Genomic DNA, 15935 nt, shown 5'->3' with positions numbered 1-15935 from the left:
GTGCCTATCCCGCCGGGTGGGGGACAATGTAAGGTGTCGCCCCTGTAGCCGCCGCCAGCCCTGCCGATGCCCGCCAACCCTTCTTCGACCGCTTCGACCTCGCGCCTGGGCCATTCGCTCAAGCCGCGCCAGCTGATCATGATGGGCCTGGGCAGTGCGATCGGCGCCGGGCTGTTCCTGGGCTCCGGTGTGGGCGTGCAGGCGGCCGGGCCGGCGGTACTGGTGTCCTACCTTGTGGCCGGTGCGCTGGTGATCATCGTGATGAACGCCCTGGGCGAGATGGCCGCGGCCAAGCCGACCAGCGGTGCGTTCTCGGTGTATGCCGCCGATGCCATGGGTGCCACTGCCGGTGCCACCGTGGGCTGGCTGTGGTGGGTGCAGCTGGTGATCGTGATCGCCGCCGAGGCGGTGGGCGCGGCCGGGCTGCTGGCCACCGTCTGGCCCGCAGTACCGGTACCGATGGCCGCGCTGGCCTTCATGCTGTTCTTCACCGCCATCAACCTGCTGGGGGTGAAGAACTTCGGCGAGTTCGAGTTCTGGTTCGCCATCCTGAAAGTCGCCGCGATCCTGGCCTTCATCGCGATCGGCATCGCCCTGCTGATGGGCTGGCTGCCGCAGGTCACCTCGCCGGGGCTGAGCAACTTCTCCCAGCACGGGGGCTTTGCGCCCAAGGGCCTGGCCGGCATCGGTGCGGCGCTGCTGGTGGTGGTGTTCGCCTTTGGCGGCACCGAGATCGTGGCGGTGGCCGCCGCGGAAACCGAAGACCCCGAGCGCAGCATCGCCCGCGCGATCCGTACCGTGGCCTGGCGCATCCTGGTGTTCTACATCGGTTCGCTCAGTGTCATCATCGCGGTGGTGCCGTGGAACAGCGAGTCGCTGAAATCGCCGTTTGCCGCCGTGCTGCAGGTCGCCAACATTCCAGGCGCGGCCACGGCCATCACCCTGATCGCGGTCATTGCCCTGCTGTCGGCGCTCAATGCCAACCTGTACGGTGCCTCGCGCATGATCTTCTCGCTGGCCCAGCGCCGCGAAGCGCCGGCCGTGCTGGGTTGGACCGACCCGCGCCAGGTGCCGGTGATCGCCGTGCTGGCCAGCGTGCTGTTCGGCTTCGCCGCCACCATCATGGAACTGCTGTTCCCGGACAAGGTGCTGCCGGTGCTGCTGAACATCGTCGGCTCCACCTGCCTGCTGGTGTGGACGCTGTCGCTGGTCTCGCAGCTGGTGCTGCGCCGCCGCGCCGACCGCCTGGGCACGCGCCTGCCGTTCCGCATGGCCGGTTTCCCGTGGCTGACGGTGTGCGCGCTGGCCATCCTGGCGCTGATCTTCGGCCTGCTGCTCAGCGAAGCGCAGACCCGCCTGCAGTTCCTGTCCATGGTGGCGCTGACGGCGACCATTGCGGCCGGCAGCGCGATCGCACGGCGCCTGCGCGAGGCCTGATCGCCGTCTTCGGATCGAAGCCGCCGGGCGTGGCCCGGCGTGATCGATACATGCTGCCTACATCTGCGGTGCGATCCTGATGGCCTGGGTCCTGAACGACCCGTCGAACAGGAGCACCGCATGCTGCGCAGCCGTCCTTTCCTGATGTTCACCGGCCAGGCCGAGGCCGCCCTGGCGCTGTACGCCGAAGCCTTCGCCGATTTCCGCCTGCTGGCCCTGCAGCGCCATCCCGAAGGCGCCGGCGCGGGCGTGCCGGGGCAGGTGCGGCAGGCGATCTTCCTGCTGGGTGGCACGCACTATCTGTGCTTCGACAGCCTGGACGTGCACGATTTCACCTTCAGCCCGTCGATTTCGCTGTTCGTGGAGTGTTCCGGTGCCGAGCAGTTCGAGCGCGCGGCGCGGGCGCTGGGCGAGAGCGGGCATTGGCTGATGCCGGTGGGCGACTACGATTTCAGCAACCGCTATGGCTGGGTGCAGGACCGCTTCGGCGTGTCGTGGCAGTTGAGCCTGGGGCAGATGCCGGACCCGTGATCGGATGATTGTGGGTGTGGACCTTGGTCCACACTCCTTTAAAAAAACGGCCCGCTTGCGCGGGCCGTTTGTTGATCATGCCTCGACTTCGTCGTCCTTGTAGGCATCGACTGGGATGCAGGCGCACATCACGTTCTTGTCGCCGTACACGTTGTCCACGCGCGCCACCGGCGGCCAGTACTTCTGCAGCTTCAGGCTGGGCAGCGGGAAGGCGGCCAGTTCGCGCGGGTAAGCGTGGGTCCACTCGCTGGCCGTCACCGCGGTGGCGGTGTGCGGGGCGTTCTTCAGCGGGTTGTCCTCGCGGTCCAGGCGGCCGTCTTCGATCGCGCGGATTTCCTCGCGGATCTGGATCATCGCGTCGATGAAGCGATCCAGCTCGTGCAGCGATTCGCTTTCGGTCGGTTCGACCATCAGCGTGCCGGCCACCGGGAAGCTCAGGGTGGGGGCATGGAAGCCGAAGTCGATCAGGCGCTTGGCCACGTCCTCGGCAGCCACGCCGCTGGTCTTCTCCAGCGGGCGCACGTCCAGGATGCACTCGTGTGCCACCAGGCCGTTGCGGCCGGTGTACAGGGTCTTGAAGTGCGGGGCCAGGCGCTTGGCGATGTAGTTGGCGTTGAGCTGGGCCACCTGGGTGGCCTTGCGCAGGCCTTCGGTGCCCATCATGGCGATGTACATCCAGCTGATCGGCAGGATCGAGGCGCTGCCGAAGCTGGCCGCGCTGACCATGCCGACCGGGCCGTTGTCGCCCAGCTTGCCCGGCAGGAACGGGGCCAGGTGTTCCTTCACTGCGCACGGGCCCACGCCCGGGCCACCGCCGCCGTGCGGAATGCAGAAGGTCTTGTGCAGGTTCAGGTGGGACACGTCCGAACCCCACTTGCCCGGCTTGGCCACGCCCACCAGGGCGTTCATGTTGGCGCCGTCGGTGTACACCTGGCCGCCGTGCTGGTGGATGATCTCGCAGATCTCGACCACTTCCTCCTCGAACACGCCGTGCGTGGACGGGTAGGTGATCATGATCGCGGCCAGGCGGTCGCTGTACTTCTCGGCGTTGATGCGGATGTCTTCGACGTCGACGTTGCCGTTGGCATCGGTCTTGGTCACCACGACCTTCATGCCGCACATCTGCGCCGAGGCCGGGTTGGTGCCGTGCGCCGAATCCGGAATCAGGCAGATGTCGCGGTGGCCTTCGCCGCGCGAGCGGTGGTAGGCGCGGATCGCCAGCAGGCCGGCGTACTCACCCTGCGCGCCGGAATTGGGCTGCAGGCTGACCGCATCGTAGCCGGTGCATTCGACCAGCATGGCTTCCAGCGATTCGATCAGTTCCTTGTAACCCAGCGCCTGGTCGGCCGGCACTAGCGGATGGATCTGCGAGAACTCCGGCCAGGTGACCGGGATCATCTCGGCAGTGGCGTTGAGCTTCATGGTGCACGAGCCCAGCGGGATCATCGTGCGGTCCATCGCCAGGTCCTTGTCGGCCAGCGAACGCAGGTAGCGCAGCAGTTCGTGCTCGCTGTGGTGGGTGTTGAACACCGGGTGGGTCAGGAACGCGGACTGGCGCAGCAGGCCGGCCGGCAGCGCGTCGGCGGTGCTGGCGTCCAGCGCTTCCACATCCAGGCCGGCACCGAACACGGCGGCCAGAGCCACGATGTCGGCGCGGGTGGTGGTCTCGTCCAGGCTGATGCCCACCGAGTCGCTGTCGATCGCGCGCAGGTTGTAGCCGGCGGCACGTGCCTTGGCGTGGATCTCATCGGCGTGCACGCCGGTGATGTGCAGGGTGTCGAAGAAGTCGCCACCGACCTGCACGCCGGCGTTGCGCAGCGCCGCGGCCAGGATCGAGGCCAGGCGGTGGGTGCGGCGGGCGATGCGGGTCAGGCCGTCCGGGCCGTGGTAGACGGCATACATCGAGGCCATCACCGCCAGCAGCACCTGCGCGGTGCAGATGTTGGAGGTGGCCTTCTCGCGGCGGATGTGCTGCTCGCGGGTCTGCAGGGTCAGGCGGTAGGCCGGGTTGCCCTGCGCATCGATGGACACGCCGATCAGGCGGCCCGGCATCGAGCGCTTGTAGGCATCGCGGCAGGCCATGAAGGCCGCATGCGGGCCACCGAAGCCGAACGGCACGCCGAAGCGCTGGCTGTTGCCGACCACGATGTCCGCGCCCCATTCGCCCGGGGCGGCCAGCAGGGTCAGCGCCAGCAGGTCGGTGGCCACGGCCACCAGGCCGCCACGCGCGTGCACGGCATCAACCAGCGCCTTGTAGTCGCCCACCTGGCCGAAGGTGTCCGGGTACTGCAGCAGCAGGCCGAAGGCTTCGGCTTCCAGTGCTTCGGCCGGGGTGCCCACGCGCAGCACGATGCCCATCGGCTCGGCGCGGGTGCGCAGCAGTTCCAAGGTCTGCGGGTGCACCGCGTCGTGCACGAAGAAGGTATCCGACTTCGACTTGGCCGAACGCTTGGCCAGGGTCATCGCTTCAGCGGCGGCGGTGGCTTCGTCCAGCAGCGAGGCGTTGGCGATCTCCATGCCGGTCAGGTCGGCGCACAGTGTCTGGAAGTTGATCAGCGCTTCCATGCGGCCCTGCGAGATTTCCGCCTGGTACGGGGTATAGGCGGTGTACCAGGCCGGGTTTTCCAGGATGTTGCGCAGGATCACGTTCGGCGTGTGGGTGCCGTAGTAGCCCTGGCCGATGAAGCTGCGCAGCACGGTGTTCTTGTCGGCGATCGCACGGATCTTGGCCAGTGCCTGCACTTCGGTGATCGATTCGGGCAGGGCCAGCGGCGCGGGCGACTTGATCTTCGCCGGCACGATGGCATCGGTCATCGCATCCAGCGTGGCGTGGCCGACCACGTCGAGCATCTGCGCGATCTCGGCGTCGTTGGGGCCGATGTGGCGTTCAACGAACGCGCTGTGGTGCTCGAGCTCACGCAGGGAGGGGGTGTTCTGGGACATGGCGAAGGATCCGTCAGGGAAGGGCACACGCACGGGCACAAGCCGCCGGTCGGCGGTCTGCGGGGCGCCCCTCTGTCCTTTTGCCTGAGAGTTTAAAAGCGCGGAAAACCGCAGCTTCGTGCCCCTTCGGCGCCGGATCGAACCGGTCTCTCCAGAGTTGTGTTACGGGTGGTATCGGGCCTGAGCGATTACGGGCGTTGCGCCTTCGGCAGCGGTGTTCCGCTTCTCCCACCGTGTTGCCCGCCGATTATAGCCGGTTGCCGGCCGGGCGCAGCGGGTCGCCGGCCTGTTGATGGGGCTGAATGGAGGATGGCCCAGACCCTGCGTGGCCGCGTTCCTCCATGGCGCCGGCAGGCCGGGGCGCCTATCATGGGCGGACTCTCGTATTCATCTGGCGCCGTCCCTGCCACGGGGAAGCGGCGCCTGCCGTGCATGCTGCGCACGGCCCTGCCGGACGCCCGCCGATGACCGCCGCCGTTGCACCCTCCACCCGTCGCATGGCCCTGCTGCTGGCCGGCCTGGCCATGTTCGGGCCGTTTTCCATCGACACCATCTTCCCGGCCTTCCCGCAGCTGGCCCAGCGCCTGGCCGTGGATGAAGTGGCGGTGCAGCAGACCATCAGCGTGTACCTGCTGTTCTACGGCCTGATGAGCCTGGCCCACGGCCCGCTGTCCGACGCCTGGGGGCGCAAGCGGGTGATCCTGGGCGGCCTGGTGGTGTTCGTCGGTGCCTCGGTGGGCTGCGCGCTGTCCACCGATCTGAGCACGCTTCTGGTGTTCCGCGCCGTGCAGGGCCTGTCGGCCGGTGTGGGCATGATCGTCGGCCGCGCGGTCATCCGCGATCTGTACCACGGCCATGACGCGCAGCGGCTGATGAGCCAGGTGTCCATGCTGTTCGGCATCGCCCCGGCCATCGCACCGATCATCGGCGGCTGGATCCTGCTCAGCGGTGCCGGCTGGCCGCTGATCTTCTGGTTCCTGGTGGTGTTCTCGCTGCTGCTGCTGGTGGCCACGGCGCGTTTCCTGCCCGAAACCCACCCCGTGGACGCCCGCGTACCGCTGTCCCCGCGCGGCCTGCTGCGCGACTACGTGCGCATCGGTTTCAACCCGCGCTTCCTGCGCCTGGCGCTGGCCGGCAGCATCAATTTCGGTGGCATTTTCCTGTACATCGCCTCGGCGCCGGTGTTCGTGATGCAGCACCTGCACCTGGGCGAAGGCGGCTTTGCCTGGTTGTTCATTCCCACCATCGGCGGCATGACCCTGGGCTCGTTCCTGTCCGGGCGCATGGCCGGGCGTACCCTGCCGACCCGCCAGATCAGCATCGGTTTCACCCTGTGCGCGCTGTCGGCGCTGCTGAACATCGGTTACGTGGCGCTGGCGCCGCAGCTGGCGCTGCCCTGGGCGGTGCTGCCGATCTTCCTGGGCGGCACCGGCATGGCGCTGATCTTCCCGATCCTGGCCCTGGCGGTGCTGGACATGTACCCGCACCAGCGTGGCCTGGCCTCGTCGCTGCAGGCCTTCGTGCAGCTGATGATCAGCACCGTGGTGGCCGGCGTGGTCTCGCCGCTGCTCAGTGCCAGCCCCCTGCACCTGGCGCTGGGCCAGGCCGGTTTCTTCGCCGCCGGCTTCGTGTTCTGGTACTGGGAACACCTGCGCCAGCGCACCCTGCAGGCACCTGTCCAGGAGCAGCCGCCGCTGGCGTGAAGCGGCGCGGAGGCCGGGCTGGGTTATTCTTGCGCCCCCTTGCTGTGCGATACGACCCCCATGTCCACCACGTCCAAGATCCGCCGCGACCAGCGTCGCCGCCAGGAAAAGCAGGCTGCCAACAAGGCGGCGGCCACCGCTTCGCCGGTCGAACCGCATGCCGAACTGCGCGATCCGCAGCGTGCCCTGCTGGCCGGCGTGGTCCGCCGCGATGGCGAATGGGTGCTGGGCATGGATGGCCGCATTGCCGGCCAGACCCACAGCGCCGCGCACGTGCTGGCCATGATCATGCAGGCCGGTGAGCTGCACGAGCGCAATGGCACGCCGGTGCGCCTGATCTATTCCGATGCGCTGCGCGATGCGGCGCAGGCCGAAGTGCAGGAGAAGGGGCAGACCTTCGACGAGTTCAAGGCCGAGCTGGCCGCGGTGATGGCGGCGAAGAAGGGCTGAGGCCGGCCTTACGTTTGTAGAGTCGAGCCATGCTCGACTGCATTGCTTGAAAGGGGCGGATCCTCGCGGATCCGCCCCTTTCCGTTTTACTTCGCCGGTGCCGCGCTGGCCTGCCAGCCGCACATCTGGCCTTCGTTCTGCTGCTTCAGCCACTCGTTGACCGGGGTGAAGTACTCGATCATCGGGCCGGCATCGAGCTTGTCGCTGCCGGTCAGCTCCTTCAGCGTGGCCTGCCACGGCTGGCTGGCACCCTTGCTCAGCATCGCCCAGTACTTCTGCCCGGCTTCCTTGTTGCCGTAGAAGGTGCACTCATGCAGCGGGCCCTTGTAGCCGGCCGCATCGCACAGGCCCTTGTAGAACTGGAACTGCAGGATGCGGGCCAGGAAGTAGCGGGTGTACGGGGTGTTGCCCGGCACGTGGTACTTGGCGCCCGGATCGAAGAACTCCTCACCGCGCGTGCTGGCCGGGGCCACGCCCTGGTACTTGGCCTTCAGGTCCCACCAGGCCTTGTTGTAATTGTCCGGGGTGATCGAACCGTCGAACACGCCCCAACGCCAGCGGTCGATCATCAGGCCGAACGGCAGGAACGAGACGCCCGACAGCGCCATGCGCATCTGGTTGTTGATCACCGCTTCGCGGCTTTCGGTCGGGGCATCGACCAGGCCGATCGAGCTGAGGTACTTGGGCGTCATCGCCAGCACGATGGTGTCGCCGATCGCTTCGTGGAAGCCATCGTTGGCACCGCCCTGGAACAGCGGCGGCAGCGGGTTGTAGGCCAGGTCGTAATAGATGTGGCCCAGCTCGTGGTAGATGGTGGTGAAGTTTTCTTCGTTGGGCTTGATGCACATCTTGGTGCGCACGTCGCCTTCCATGTTCATGTCCCAGGCGCTGGCGTGGCAGACCACGTCGCGGTCGTCGGGCTTGATGAACTGGGTCTTGTCCCAGTACGACTGCGGCAGCGAAGGCATGCCCAGCGAGACGTAGAAGTCCTGGGCACGTTCGGTCATCTGCCGTGCGGTGCGCAGCTCGGCTTCACGCTGTGCCTTGTAGCGCGCCGTCACATCGGCGTCCTTGCCGGCCTTGTCCAGCGCCGCGCTCAGGTTGGTCTGGTACTGCTTTTCCAGCGCTGCGGTGATGTCCAGGCTGCCGGCACCGGGGTAGGGCTCCAACTGGTCCCACAGGTTCGACCAGTCCTGCTGCCACATGTTGCCCAGCAGGTGCGCGGCGATCAGGCCGTTGCCCACTTCGGCCTTGTCCTTGCCGTAGGTCTTGTCCAGCTTGCCGCGGGTGTAGCAGTGCAGCTGCTCGTACATCGGCTTGACCTGTTCCCACAGGCGGTCGGTTTCCGGCCCGATCTGCTCCGGCGGCATGTCGTAGCCGCTGCGCCACATCTGCCCGGCATCGCTGAAGCCCATGCCCTTGGCGCCTTCGTTCACCAGGCTGACGAACTGCTGGTAGTCGGCGCGCATGCCCTTGGTGGTGCTGTGCCAGCCCTGCCAGGCGTCCAGCTGCTTGTCATAGTCGCGGCTGCGCGACAGCACCTGTTCCAGGTCGCCCAGCTGGCGGCAGGTGGCCGGATCGTTGGCGTCGGTGCAGTACTTGCCGGCGCCGTAGCTGCCTTCCATGCGGGTGGCGATCTGGGTCAGCTGGGCCAGCTTGGCGGCATCGCGCGGTGCCGGCATCGACGACATCAGCTTCAGCAGGTGGATGGCGCGCTTGCTGTCCTCGCTCATCGGCTGGCCTTCGAACTTGGCGGCCTGTTCAATCCAGCTGTTGAGCTGGGTCAGCGAGCGTTCGTTGGCCTTGGCGGCGATGCGTTCGGAATCGCTGTTGATGTAGGTAGAGGACAGCCACTGCGCCGAGGTCATCTCGGGGTAGGCGGCCTTGTATTCAGCGTTGATGCGGGCAACGAACTGGTCGGCGGTTTCCCCGGCCGGCGCGCTGGGGGCGGCGGCTTCAGAACCGGGGGTAGCTTCCTTCTTGCAGGCAACCAGGGCCAGCGTGGCGGCGGCGATTGCCGAGGCCAGCAGCAGATGGCGGTGTTTCACGGGTAGTCCTTGGGTGGTGAACGACGGCCGAAGGCTAGTGGGCGGCCGCAGCCACTGCAAGTGGCAAAGGTCCGGCAGGGCTGTGCCCTGCACCCGCTCACTGCAACGGCAACGGCAACGGCAACGTCAAGAGCGGGCATTCCGCGGGTTGGCGGGGTGGTTGGCCGGTGGCCAGTAGATCCACGCCATGCGTGGATGAAATCTGTCGGATATCCAAATGAATCTGGGGTCAGAGCCCGTTGCGCAGCAACGGGATCCGGCCCCGTCATTCCGGCAGATCGCAGGAAACTGTCGAAGGCGGGGTGGGTCCGGTCGAGGGGGCGTGAGCCGCATGGATGCGGCGACCGAGCTTACATGGACGTACTTGCAGCGTCCCCCTCGACCGGACCCACCCCGCCAACCCACGGATAGCCAGCTTCTGCTGTTGACGTTGACCTTGACGTTGATTCGGCAGGTGCAGGGCTGCAAGCCCTGCCAGCAAAAACCCTACCGTGCGCAGTTGGCGAACACGTCGCGGTCGCGTTCGTACAGCGCCGTCCTCACCTGCATCAGCCCCAGCACCGAGGGGAACAGGTTGTCGTGGTCGGTGTAGGCCGTCGCGCGCTTGCGCACGCACTGCAGATCCAAGCCACGGCTGTGCGCGAAGCCCGGCGAGAACCACATCGTCATCGGTACCCGGGTCTGCTCGGCCGGCGCGATGGCGTAGGGCACGCCATGCAGGAACAAGCCCTTTTCGCCCAGTGATTCGCCATGGTCGGACAGGTAGATCATCGCCGTGTCGTAGTCGTCCAGCCCCTGCAGCGTGCCGATCGTCCGGGCCAGGAAATGATCGGTGTAGAGCACTGCATTGTCGTAGCTGTTGGTGATCTGTTCGCGGCTGCACTGGCCGATGTCGCGGGTGTCGCAGGTCGGGGTGAATCGACGGAACGCGGCAGGATAACGCTCGAAATACGCCGGCCCATGGTTGCCCAGCTGGTGCAGCACCACCACCCGGTCGCCGGGCTTGGCGCGCACCTGCGTGGCCAGGTCCTGCAGCAGGATCTCATCCATGCAGCGGCCATCCGCGCACAGCCCCGGCGTGGTCGCATCGGCCAGCGACTGGAACGGCAGACCTTCGCATACGCCCTTGCAGCCCGATTGGTTGTCACGCCACAGCGGGGTGATGCCGGCGCGGTTCAGTACGTGCAGCAGCGACTGGTGCGCGCGGATCTTCTTCTCGTCGTAGTCGTGCCGGCCCCAGGGCGAGTACATGCACGGCAGCGAGACTTCGGTGCTGGTGCCGCACGAGTGCATGTCGGGGAAATTGATCACCGGCGCCTGGGCCAGCTCGGGCGTGGTGTTGCGGCCGCCGTTGAGGCCCCAGTCCTGCGCACGCAGTGTTTCCCCCATTACGATCACCAGCAGCCGCGGCTTGCTGGTGGGCGCGCGCGGGGTGGCCATGGCGTCGGTGCCGATCGGCAGCTTCGGCGTGCGCTGCACCGGGTTGTCGCTGCGCAGTGCGCGCGGCAGGCCCAGCATCACGTTGGCCGGCGTGGCCAGGTAGCGCACCTCGCGCTGGTTGCGCATCAGTGCCGACACATCCTGGAACGACAACAGCGCACCGCCCAGCGCGGTCGCCGCTGCCAGCAGCAGGAAGCCCGCGCGCCACAGCAGCGTGCGGCCCCAGCTTCGCCTGCGCAGCTGCACGCGCCACAGCAGCAGCATCGGTACGGCCGCCAGCCACAGCAGCGGCCACAGCAGCGAGGCGGTCATCAGCTCCCGGCTTTCCTTCGGGTCGGTGGCCAGTACGTTGCGCAGCATGTCCGCATCCAGATAGATGTGGTAGCGGCCCATGTAGTGCGCGGCGAACGCGGTGACCAGCAACAGCAGGCTGACCATCACCGTGGCGTTCCAGCGCCACACCAGCAACCCCAGCAGCAGGCCATGCGCGCCCAGCAGCAACAGCAGCAGCGAAAGTGCATAGCGCAGGCTGCCGGGGTGGCTGGCCATCGCGCTGTGCCAGAACAGCCCGTTGCCTGCGACGGCGAAGAACAGGCTGGCCAGCGCGATCAGCGCTTCGGTGGACAGCAGCGGCCGCCACTGCAGCAGCGATGCCAGCGCGGGAAGACGCGGCGAGCGTTCAACCGATGCGTTCATGCCTGTGCCTCCTCGCGGCGCGGCCGCGCCAGCCAGAGCTGCACGCTCAGGAAAAGGCCGAGCGACAACAGCCAGCACAGCAGCGCGGTGGCGACATCGTGCGAAAGGAAGTGCGCACCGCGCAGTTGCTGGCTGACGCCGAACACCAGCCCGGCGGCCAGGCCGATGCCCAGCCCCACCCAGCGCCAGCTGGGGCGCCAGAGCTGGGCGAAGAAGTACAGGCACAGCCATGCATAACCGGCACTGGCGTGGCCGGCCGGGAAGCAGGCACGCGCCGGCATGCCCTGCGGGCGGTGATCGAACAGACCCACGAAGGCATCGTGGCCGCCATAGCGCAGCAGGTCCCACGGGCAGTCCATGGGCACCAGCGCCTTCAGCAGCGATACCAGCCCGGTGCCCAGTGTGACGGCAGCCACCACGTACAGCAGCGCCCAGCGCAGCGTGCGGTCACGCCCGCGCCGCCAGTGGTGGAAGCACAGCAGGATGGCGACCAGGGCGGCCAGGGTGCTTAGCCACTTGCCGCCCTGGTGCACCAGGGTGCCGGTCAGCCACGCGTGCTGAAAGGCCCAGTGCCCGCCCTGCAGTTGGTACAGGTGATCCGCCAGCCACTGGTCCCCGCCGAAGCCCATCAGCAGGGCGAACGCTGGAATGCCGATGGCCAACGGCAGCCACAGGTGGGTCAGCGCGAAGCGCGAGCCCAGCCGGGAAGGGGCAATCGCGAGTGCGGGGGCAGGAGGATGTGCGGGCATGCGGGCCGGTGCCGTGGCGGGAATCGCGGCCATGCTGGTCAGCAACGTGTCGGAGAAGGGTCGGACCGGTGTTGGCGACGGGTTAATCTGCCGGCGCCGGCCGCGATCCGTTCAGTATTCCTCCTGCGACATCCCGACCGTTGCCGCATGGCAATCCACGTTCCAGGCCGTACCTGGCAGCAGCAACCAGTGATTGCGGTTGGCCACGCCAATATCGACCACCTGCGCGCGGTCCACGCAGGGGCTCATGGCCTGGTCCAGCACCAGTACCCAGCGTGTGTGCGGCGCTTGCGCCAGCCACGGCCCCGCGTAGTGCCACTGCTCGTCCCAAGGGCGCTTGAAGCCGAACTCCTGCACCGGCCGATCGGCCTGCAGCAGGTTCTGCTCCCGCCAGGCAACCATCGCCAGTTCGGCATCGGGCCCGATCCGCTGGCCAACCCGTTGCATCAGCGCCGAGGCTGAGGCGAAGGGATCCAACGCCGGCATCAGCAGACCGCCGTACAGCAGCCACAGCAGGCCATGGCTGAGCAGCACCAACAGACCTGCGCGGCGCAACCGCAGCCACACGGCCAGCGTTGCCACGGCGATGGCGAAGCTCAACAACCCTTGTCCCAGCACCGGCAGCAACGTCTCGGGCATCGCCCGTCGCGCCAGTTGTGCCTGCGCCCATGCGCTGTCGCTCATCAGCAGCACGCCCAGCGTACCGGTGCACAGCATCAGCGCGGCGCTGTAACCGAACAGGTAGCGCCGCACCCACAGCAGGCGCAGCAGGCCCGGCAGCAGTGGTGCAACCGCCAGCGCCAGCGCTGGCAGCATGGGAAGCACATAGACCTCACGCTTGCCGGGGCTGGCGCTGAAGAACGCCAGGACCAGCACCGCCCATCCCAGCAGCAGCCAATGGCGCAGGTCGCCGCGGCGCAGGCGCCGCCACCACGGCCGCAGCAGCCAGGGCAACAGCAGGCTACCGGGCAGCCACAGCGTGGCCATCACCTGCAGGTAGTACCAGACCGGTTGCCGGTGGTGCCACGCATTGGCGTAGCGCGTGCCGGTCTGTTTGAAGAGAAGCTCATGCGCATACGACTGCAAAGCGGTGCTGGGCTCATGCAGCAGGGCCCAGCCCAGCGGCGCCAGCCAGACGGCCGTGCCCAACAGGAAGGCCGGCAGCAACCACAGCAGCGTGGCCGGGTGCGGGCCGTCCACGGCCCGTCCCAGGTGGCGCCGGTGCAGCCGCCAGCCGAACCAGGGCAGCACGATCAGCAGCGGCAGGAAGCCCACGCCCTTGGTCACCGTGCCGACCCCGGCGGCGACGCCGGCCAGCCACAACGCAGGCAGGTTGCGGCGTTCGCACAGATGGCGAAGCACGCCCCACAGGGCGAGCGTGGTCATGCCCACCAGCACCATGTCGATCTGCGCGCGCTTGGCCATCAGGCCGAACTGCAGGGTGCAGAACAGCGCGGCCACGGCGAGCAGCGCATGCCGGGGCGACCATAGGCGCCGCGCCAGGTCCGCCACCAGCCACAGCGTCAGCAGCGCAGCCAGCAGGGAAGGCAGCAGGAACGACCACTGCCAGCTTCCCACCAGCTGGTGCGCGGCCGCCTGCAACCACATGAACACCGGGGGTTTTTCCGCATACAGTTCGACCCCGCGATGGGGCAGCAGCCACTGCCCGCTCTCGACCATGCTGCGGGCCGCCAGTACGAAGCGCGGTTCATCCGGCGGCTGCGGCTGGCGCAGCCCCAAACCAGCCGCAAGGGCAACGGCAACCAGCAGCCACAGCAGGGGTTGCAGCCAACGGCGGGGCAGGGCGTCGGGCACGGCAGGCTCCGGGGCAAAACCCACAGGCTGCGCTTGGCGGCGTGGGAAACCTGTCGGAAGGGCGCCATCCCGACCGCTTTCCGACACGGTCACGGCTACCATGGGGCCAGTTCCCGTGGATCCGCTACGCATGCGCCTGTTGGTGATCGAAGACAACCGTCAGCTGGTGGCCAATCTGTTCGACTACTTCGAGTCGCGCGGGCACGTGCTGGATGTGGCCCCCGATGGCATCACCGGGCTGCACCTGGCCGGCAGCCATCCCTACGATGCGGTCATCCTGGACTGGATGCTGCCGCGCATGGAGGGGCCGGAAGTGCTGCGCCGCCTGCGCAGCGAGCACGGTTCGGAAGTGCCGGTCATCATGCTGACTGCCCGCGATGAACTGCCCGACAAGATCGCCGGCTTCCGCGCCGGCGCCGACGACTACCTCACCAAGCCCTTCGCCCTGCCGGAACTGGAGGTGCGGCTGGAGGCGCTGCTGCTGCGGGCCCAGGGCCGCAATCCACGCAAGCGCCTGCAGGTGGCCAATCTGGTGCTGGACCTGGCTACCCTGGAAGCGCAGCGTGGCGGACAGGCACTGCACCTGTATCCGGCGTGCCGCAAGCTGCTGGAAGTGCTGATGCGCGCCAGCCCCGGTGCGGTAACCCGGCAGCAACTGGAATTCGCCCTGTGGGGCGATGAACCGCCCGATGGGGACCTGCTGCGCTCGCACGTGTATGAGCTGCGCCGCAGCGTGGACGGTCCCTTCGCCGACAAGCTGATCCACACCCTGCCGCGGGTGGGCTACCGCCTGGCTGCCAGCCCGGCGGCAGAGGACGACAGCAATGCCCCGCGCGCGTAAGCCCGGCCCGCTGTACCGGCGTGTGGTGTGGTGGCTGCTGGGCTACCTGGCGCTGCTGTCGCTGGCGGTGTTCAGCGTCGGCAACTACGTGCACGAGCATGCCGAACATGCCGCCTGGCGTGCGCTGCTCAATTCCGAACTGGACAGCATCCTGGAACACACCCGGCATGAGCCGGACTATCACTGGCAGGATTCGGACACGCTCAGCCTGTACCGGTTCGGCCAGCCCGACCTGCCCGAGAGCGTGCGCACGCTGCATCCCGGCCTGCACGACGGCGTGCTGATCGACGACCGCGAAACGGCCGTCATGGTGCGCGATACGCCCACCCTGGGCCGCGTGGCGCTGGCGCTGGACATCACAGATTTCCACGACCTGGAACAGTTCGCCACGCGCTGGGTGATGCTGGCCGGCATCATCATGATCTTCGTCACCGTGATGATGGCCTCCTTCGGCATGGAGCGCATGGTGCGGCCGTTGAGCCTGCTGGCGCGCAACATCGGCGCGCTGCGCCCCGGCGAGCAGGGCCAGCGCATCGACGTGGATCCGCGTGGCAGCTCCGAGCTGCACACCATCGCCGATGCCTTGAATGATTACCTGGACCGCAACGAACAGTTCGTCGAGCGCGAACGGGTGTTCATCAGTACGGCCAGCCACGAACTGCGCACGCCGATTGCCGTCGTGACCGGCGCGGCTGAACTGGCACTGGAGCAGCCGGGCCTGCCCGAGCGAGCGCGCCAGCAGATGCAGCGGGTGCTGCGCACCGCGCAGGGCGTGGAAGAGCTGATCGAACTGCTGCTGGTGCTGGCGCGCGACCCGGCGCGGTTGAGCTCGCGTGCCGAGCGCATCGCGCTGGACCAGTTGCTGCCGGAGATCGTCGACGACCATCGCCACCTGCTGGGTGACAAGGACCTGAGCATCGGCATCCAGGCGGCGGCGGTGGATATCGTTGCGCCGCTGGCAGTGGTGCAGGCGGCCATCGGCAACCTGCTGCGCAACGCCATTGAGAACAGCGGGCGTGGCCACATCGCGCTGATCCTGGACGCACAGGCCGTGCTGACTCTGCAGGACCCGGGGCACGGCATGAGCCCGGAAGAAATCGCTGCGATCCATGCGCGCCTGGCCCGCGGTGAGCGCGCCGACCGCGGTGGCATCGGCCTGGAACTGATTGCCCGTCTCTGCGAGCACCTCGGCTGGACGCTGCAGTTCCAGCCCTGTGAACCACGCGGCACCCGGGTCACGCTCGACTTCGCCGCATCGCGCCCGGCCTGATCCGAACGCGTG

11 protein-coding genes and 1 riboswitch are annotated in these 15935 nt (G+C 67.7%); of the genes, 6 read left to right on the top strand and 5 right to left on the bottom strand.

From position 1 onward, the window contains the following. Positions 1-60 precede the first annotated feature (60 nt). Both C1932_RS14455 and C1932_RS14450 read left to right on the top strand, forming a co-directional pair. Positions 61-1437: an amino acid permease gene (locus C1932_RS14455; protein WP_199912037.1), complete on the top strand. Its 1377-nt coding sequence runs from the start codon at positions 61-63 to the stop codon at positions 1435-1437. Positions 1438-1557: 120 nt separating this feature from the next. Beyond that, complete coding sequence (locus C1932_RS14450; protein WP_108762631.1) at positions 1558-1968, top strand: VOC family protein; 411 nt, start codon at positions 1558-1560, stop codon at positions 1966-1968. A 75-nt stretch (positions 1969-2043) separates the two neighbouring features. Here C1932_RS14450 and gcvP read toward each other — a convergent pair whose 3' ends face one another. After that, positions 2044-4911 carry an aminomethyl-transferring glycine dehydrogenase gene (gene gcvP / locus C1932_RS14445; protein ID WP_108762630.1) on the bottom strand — a complete coding sequence of 956 codons (2868 nt, stop codon included), beginning with the start codon at positions 4909-4911 and terminating at the stop codon, positions 2044-2046. 62 nt (positions 4912-4973) lie between these two features. Then, a riboswitch (glycine riboswitch) is annotated at positions 4974-5076 on the bottom strand. Between the two features lie 299 nt (positions 5077-5375). Here gcvP and C1932_RS14440 point away from each other — a divergent pair. Beyond that, positions 5376-6614 (top strand): multidrug effflux MFS transporter, encoded by a 1239-nt coding sequence (locus C1932_RS14440; RefSeq protein WP_108756882.1) that lies wholly within the window; start codon positions 5376-5378, stop codon positions 6612-6614. A gap of 60 nt (positions 6615-6674) precedes the next feature. Then, the gene (locus C1932_RS14435) at positions 6675-7064 is read left to right on the top strand and encodes a hypothetical protein (RefSeq protein WP_108750728.1); all 390 of its coding nucleotides are present in this window, start codon (positions 6675-6677) and stop codon (positions 7062-7064) included. Between the two features lie 86 nt (positions 7065-7150). Here the strand turns inward: C1932_RS14435 and C1932_RS14430 are convergent, their stop codons facing one another. From C1932_RS14430 to C1932_RS14415, 4 genes are all read right to left on the bottom strand, one after another. Then, positions 7151-9112: a M2 family metallopeptidase gene (locus C1932_RS14430; RefSeq protein ID WP_108762629.1), complete on the bottom strand. Its 1962-nt coding sequence runs from the start codon at positions 9110-9112 to the stop codon at positions 7151-7153. Positions 9113-9598: 486 nt separating this feature from the next. Next, positions 9599-11248: a phosphoethanolamine--lipid A transferase gene (locus C1932_RS14425; protein WP_108762628.1), complete on the bottom strand. Its 1650-nt coding sequence runs from the start codon at positions 11246-11248 to the stop codon at positions 9599-9601. Further along, positions 11245-11997, bottom strand: a complete 753-nt coding sequence (locus tag C1932_RS14420) for a phosphatase PAP2 family protein (RefSeq protein WP_199911965.1) — start codon at positions 11995-11997, stop codon at positions 11245-11247. Before C1932_RS14420 ends, C1932_RS14425 begins: the two co-directional genes overlap by 4 nt. 111 nt (positions 11998-12108) lie before the next feature. Further along, positions 12109-13812, bottom strand: a complete 1704-nt coding sequence (locus C1932_RS14415) for a glycosyltransferase family 39 protein (RefSeq protein WP_108763457.1) — start codon at positions 13810-13812, stop codon at positions 12109-12111. Between the two features lie 130 nt (positions 13813-13942). Here C1932_RS14415 and C1932_RS14410 point away from each other — a divergent pair, with 130 nt between their 5' ends. Together C1932_RS14410 and C1932_RS14405 are read left to right on the top strand one after the other, a co-directional pair. Then, positions 13943-14653 (top strand): response regulator transcription factor, encoded by a 711-nt coding sequence (locus C1932_RS14410; protein WP_108762627.1) that lies wholly within the window; start codon positions 13943-13945, stop codon positions 14651-14653. Then, entirely contained in the window at positions 14637-15923 is a 1287-nt protein-coding gene (locus C1932_RS14405) for a HAMP domain-containing sensor histidine kinase (RefSeq protein ID WP_108762626.1), read from the top strand. Before C1932_RS14410 ends, C1932_RS14405 begins: the two co-directional genes overlap by 17 nt. Positions 15924-15935: the final 12 nt, after the last annotated feature.

This window comes from Stenotrophomonas sp. YAU14D1_LEIMI4_1 (assembly GCF_003086815.1).
Taxonomy (GTDB): Bacteria; Pseudomonadota; Gammaproteobacteria; order Xanthomonadales; family Xanthomonadaceae; genus Stenotrophomonas.
The sequence above is the reverse complement of the archived record's forward strand: the minus strand, read 5'-3'. Positions and strand labels throughout refer to the sequence as shown.

What these genes read in the sequence shown, in the direction of transcription:
- gcvP (WP_108762630.1), bottom strand. Translation starts at nt 4,911, where the DNA reads ATGTCCCAGAACACCCCCTCCCTGCGTGAGCTCGAGCACCACAGCGCG.
- C1932_RS14435 (WP_108750728.1), top strand. Translation starts at nt 6,675, where the DNA reads ATGTCCACCACGTCCAAGATCCGCCGCGACCAGCGTCGCCGCCAGGAA.
- C1932_RS14440 (WP_108756882.1), top strand. Translation starts at nt 5,376, where the DNA reads ATGACCGCCGCCGTTGCACCCTCCACCCGTCGCATGGCCCTGCTGCTG.
- C1932_RS14450 (WP_108762631.1), top strand. Translation starts at nt 1,558, where the DNA reads ATGCTGCGCAGCCGTCCTTTCCTGATGTTCACCGGCCAGGCCGAGGCC.
- C1932_RS14405 (WP_108762626.1), top strand. Translation starts at nt 14,637, where the DNA reads ATGCCCCGCGCGCGTAAGCCCGGCCCGCTGTACCGGCGTGTGGTGTGG.
- C1932_RS14420 (WP_199911965.1), bottom strand. Translation starts at nt 11,997, where the DNA reads ATGCCCGCACATCCTCCTGCCCCCGCACTCGCGATTGCCCCTTCCCGG.
- C1932_RS14425 (WP_108762628.1), bottom strand. Translation starts at nt 11,248, where the DNA reads ATGAACGCATCGGTTGAACGCTCGCCGCGTCTTCCCGCGCTGGCATCG.
- C1932_RS14410 (WP_108762627.1), top strand. Translation starts at nt 13,943, where the DNA reads ATGCGCCTGTTGGTGATCGAAGACAACCGTCAGCTGGTGGCCAATCTG.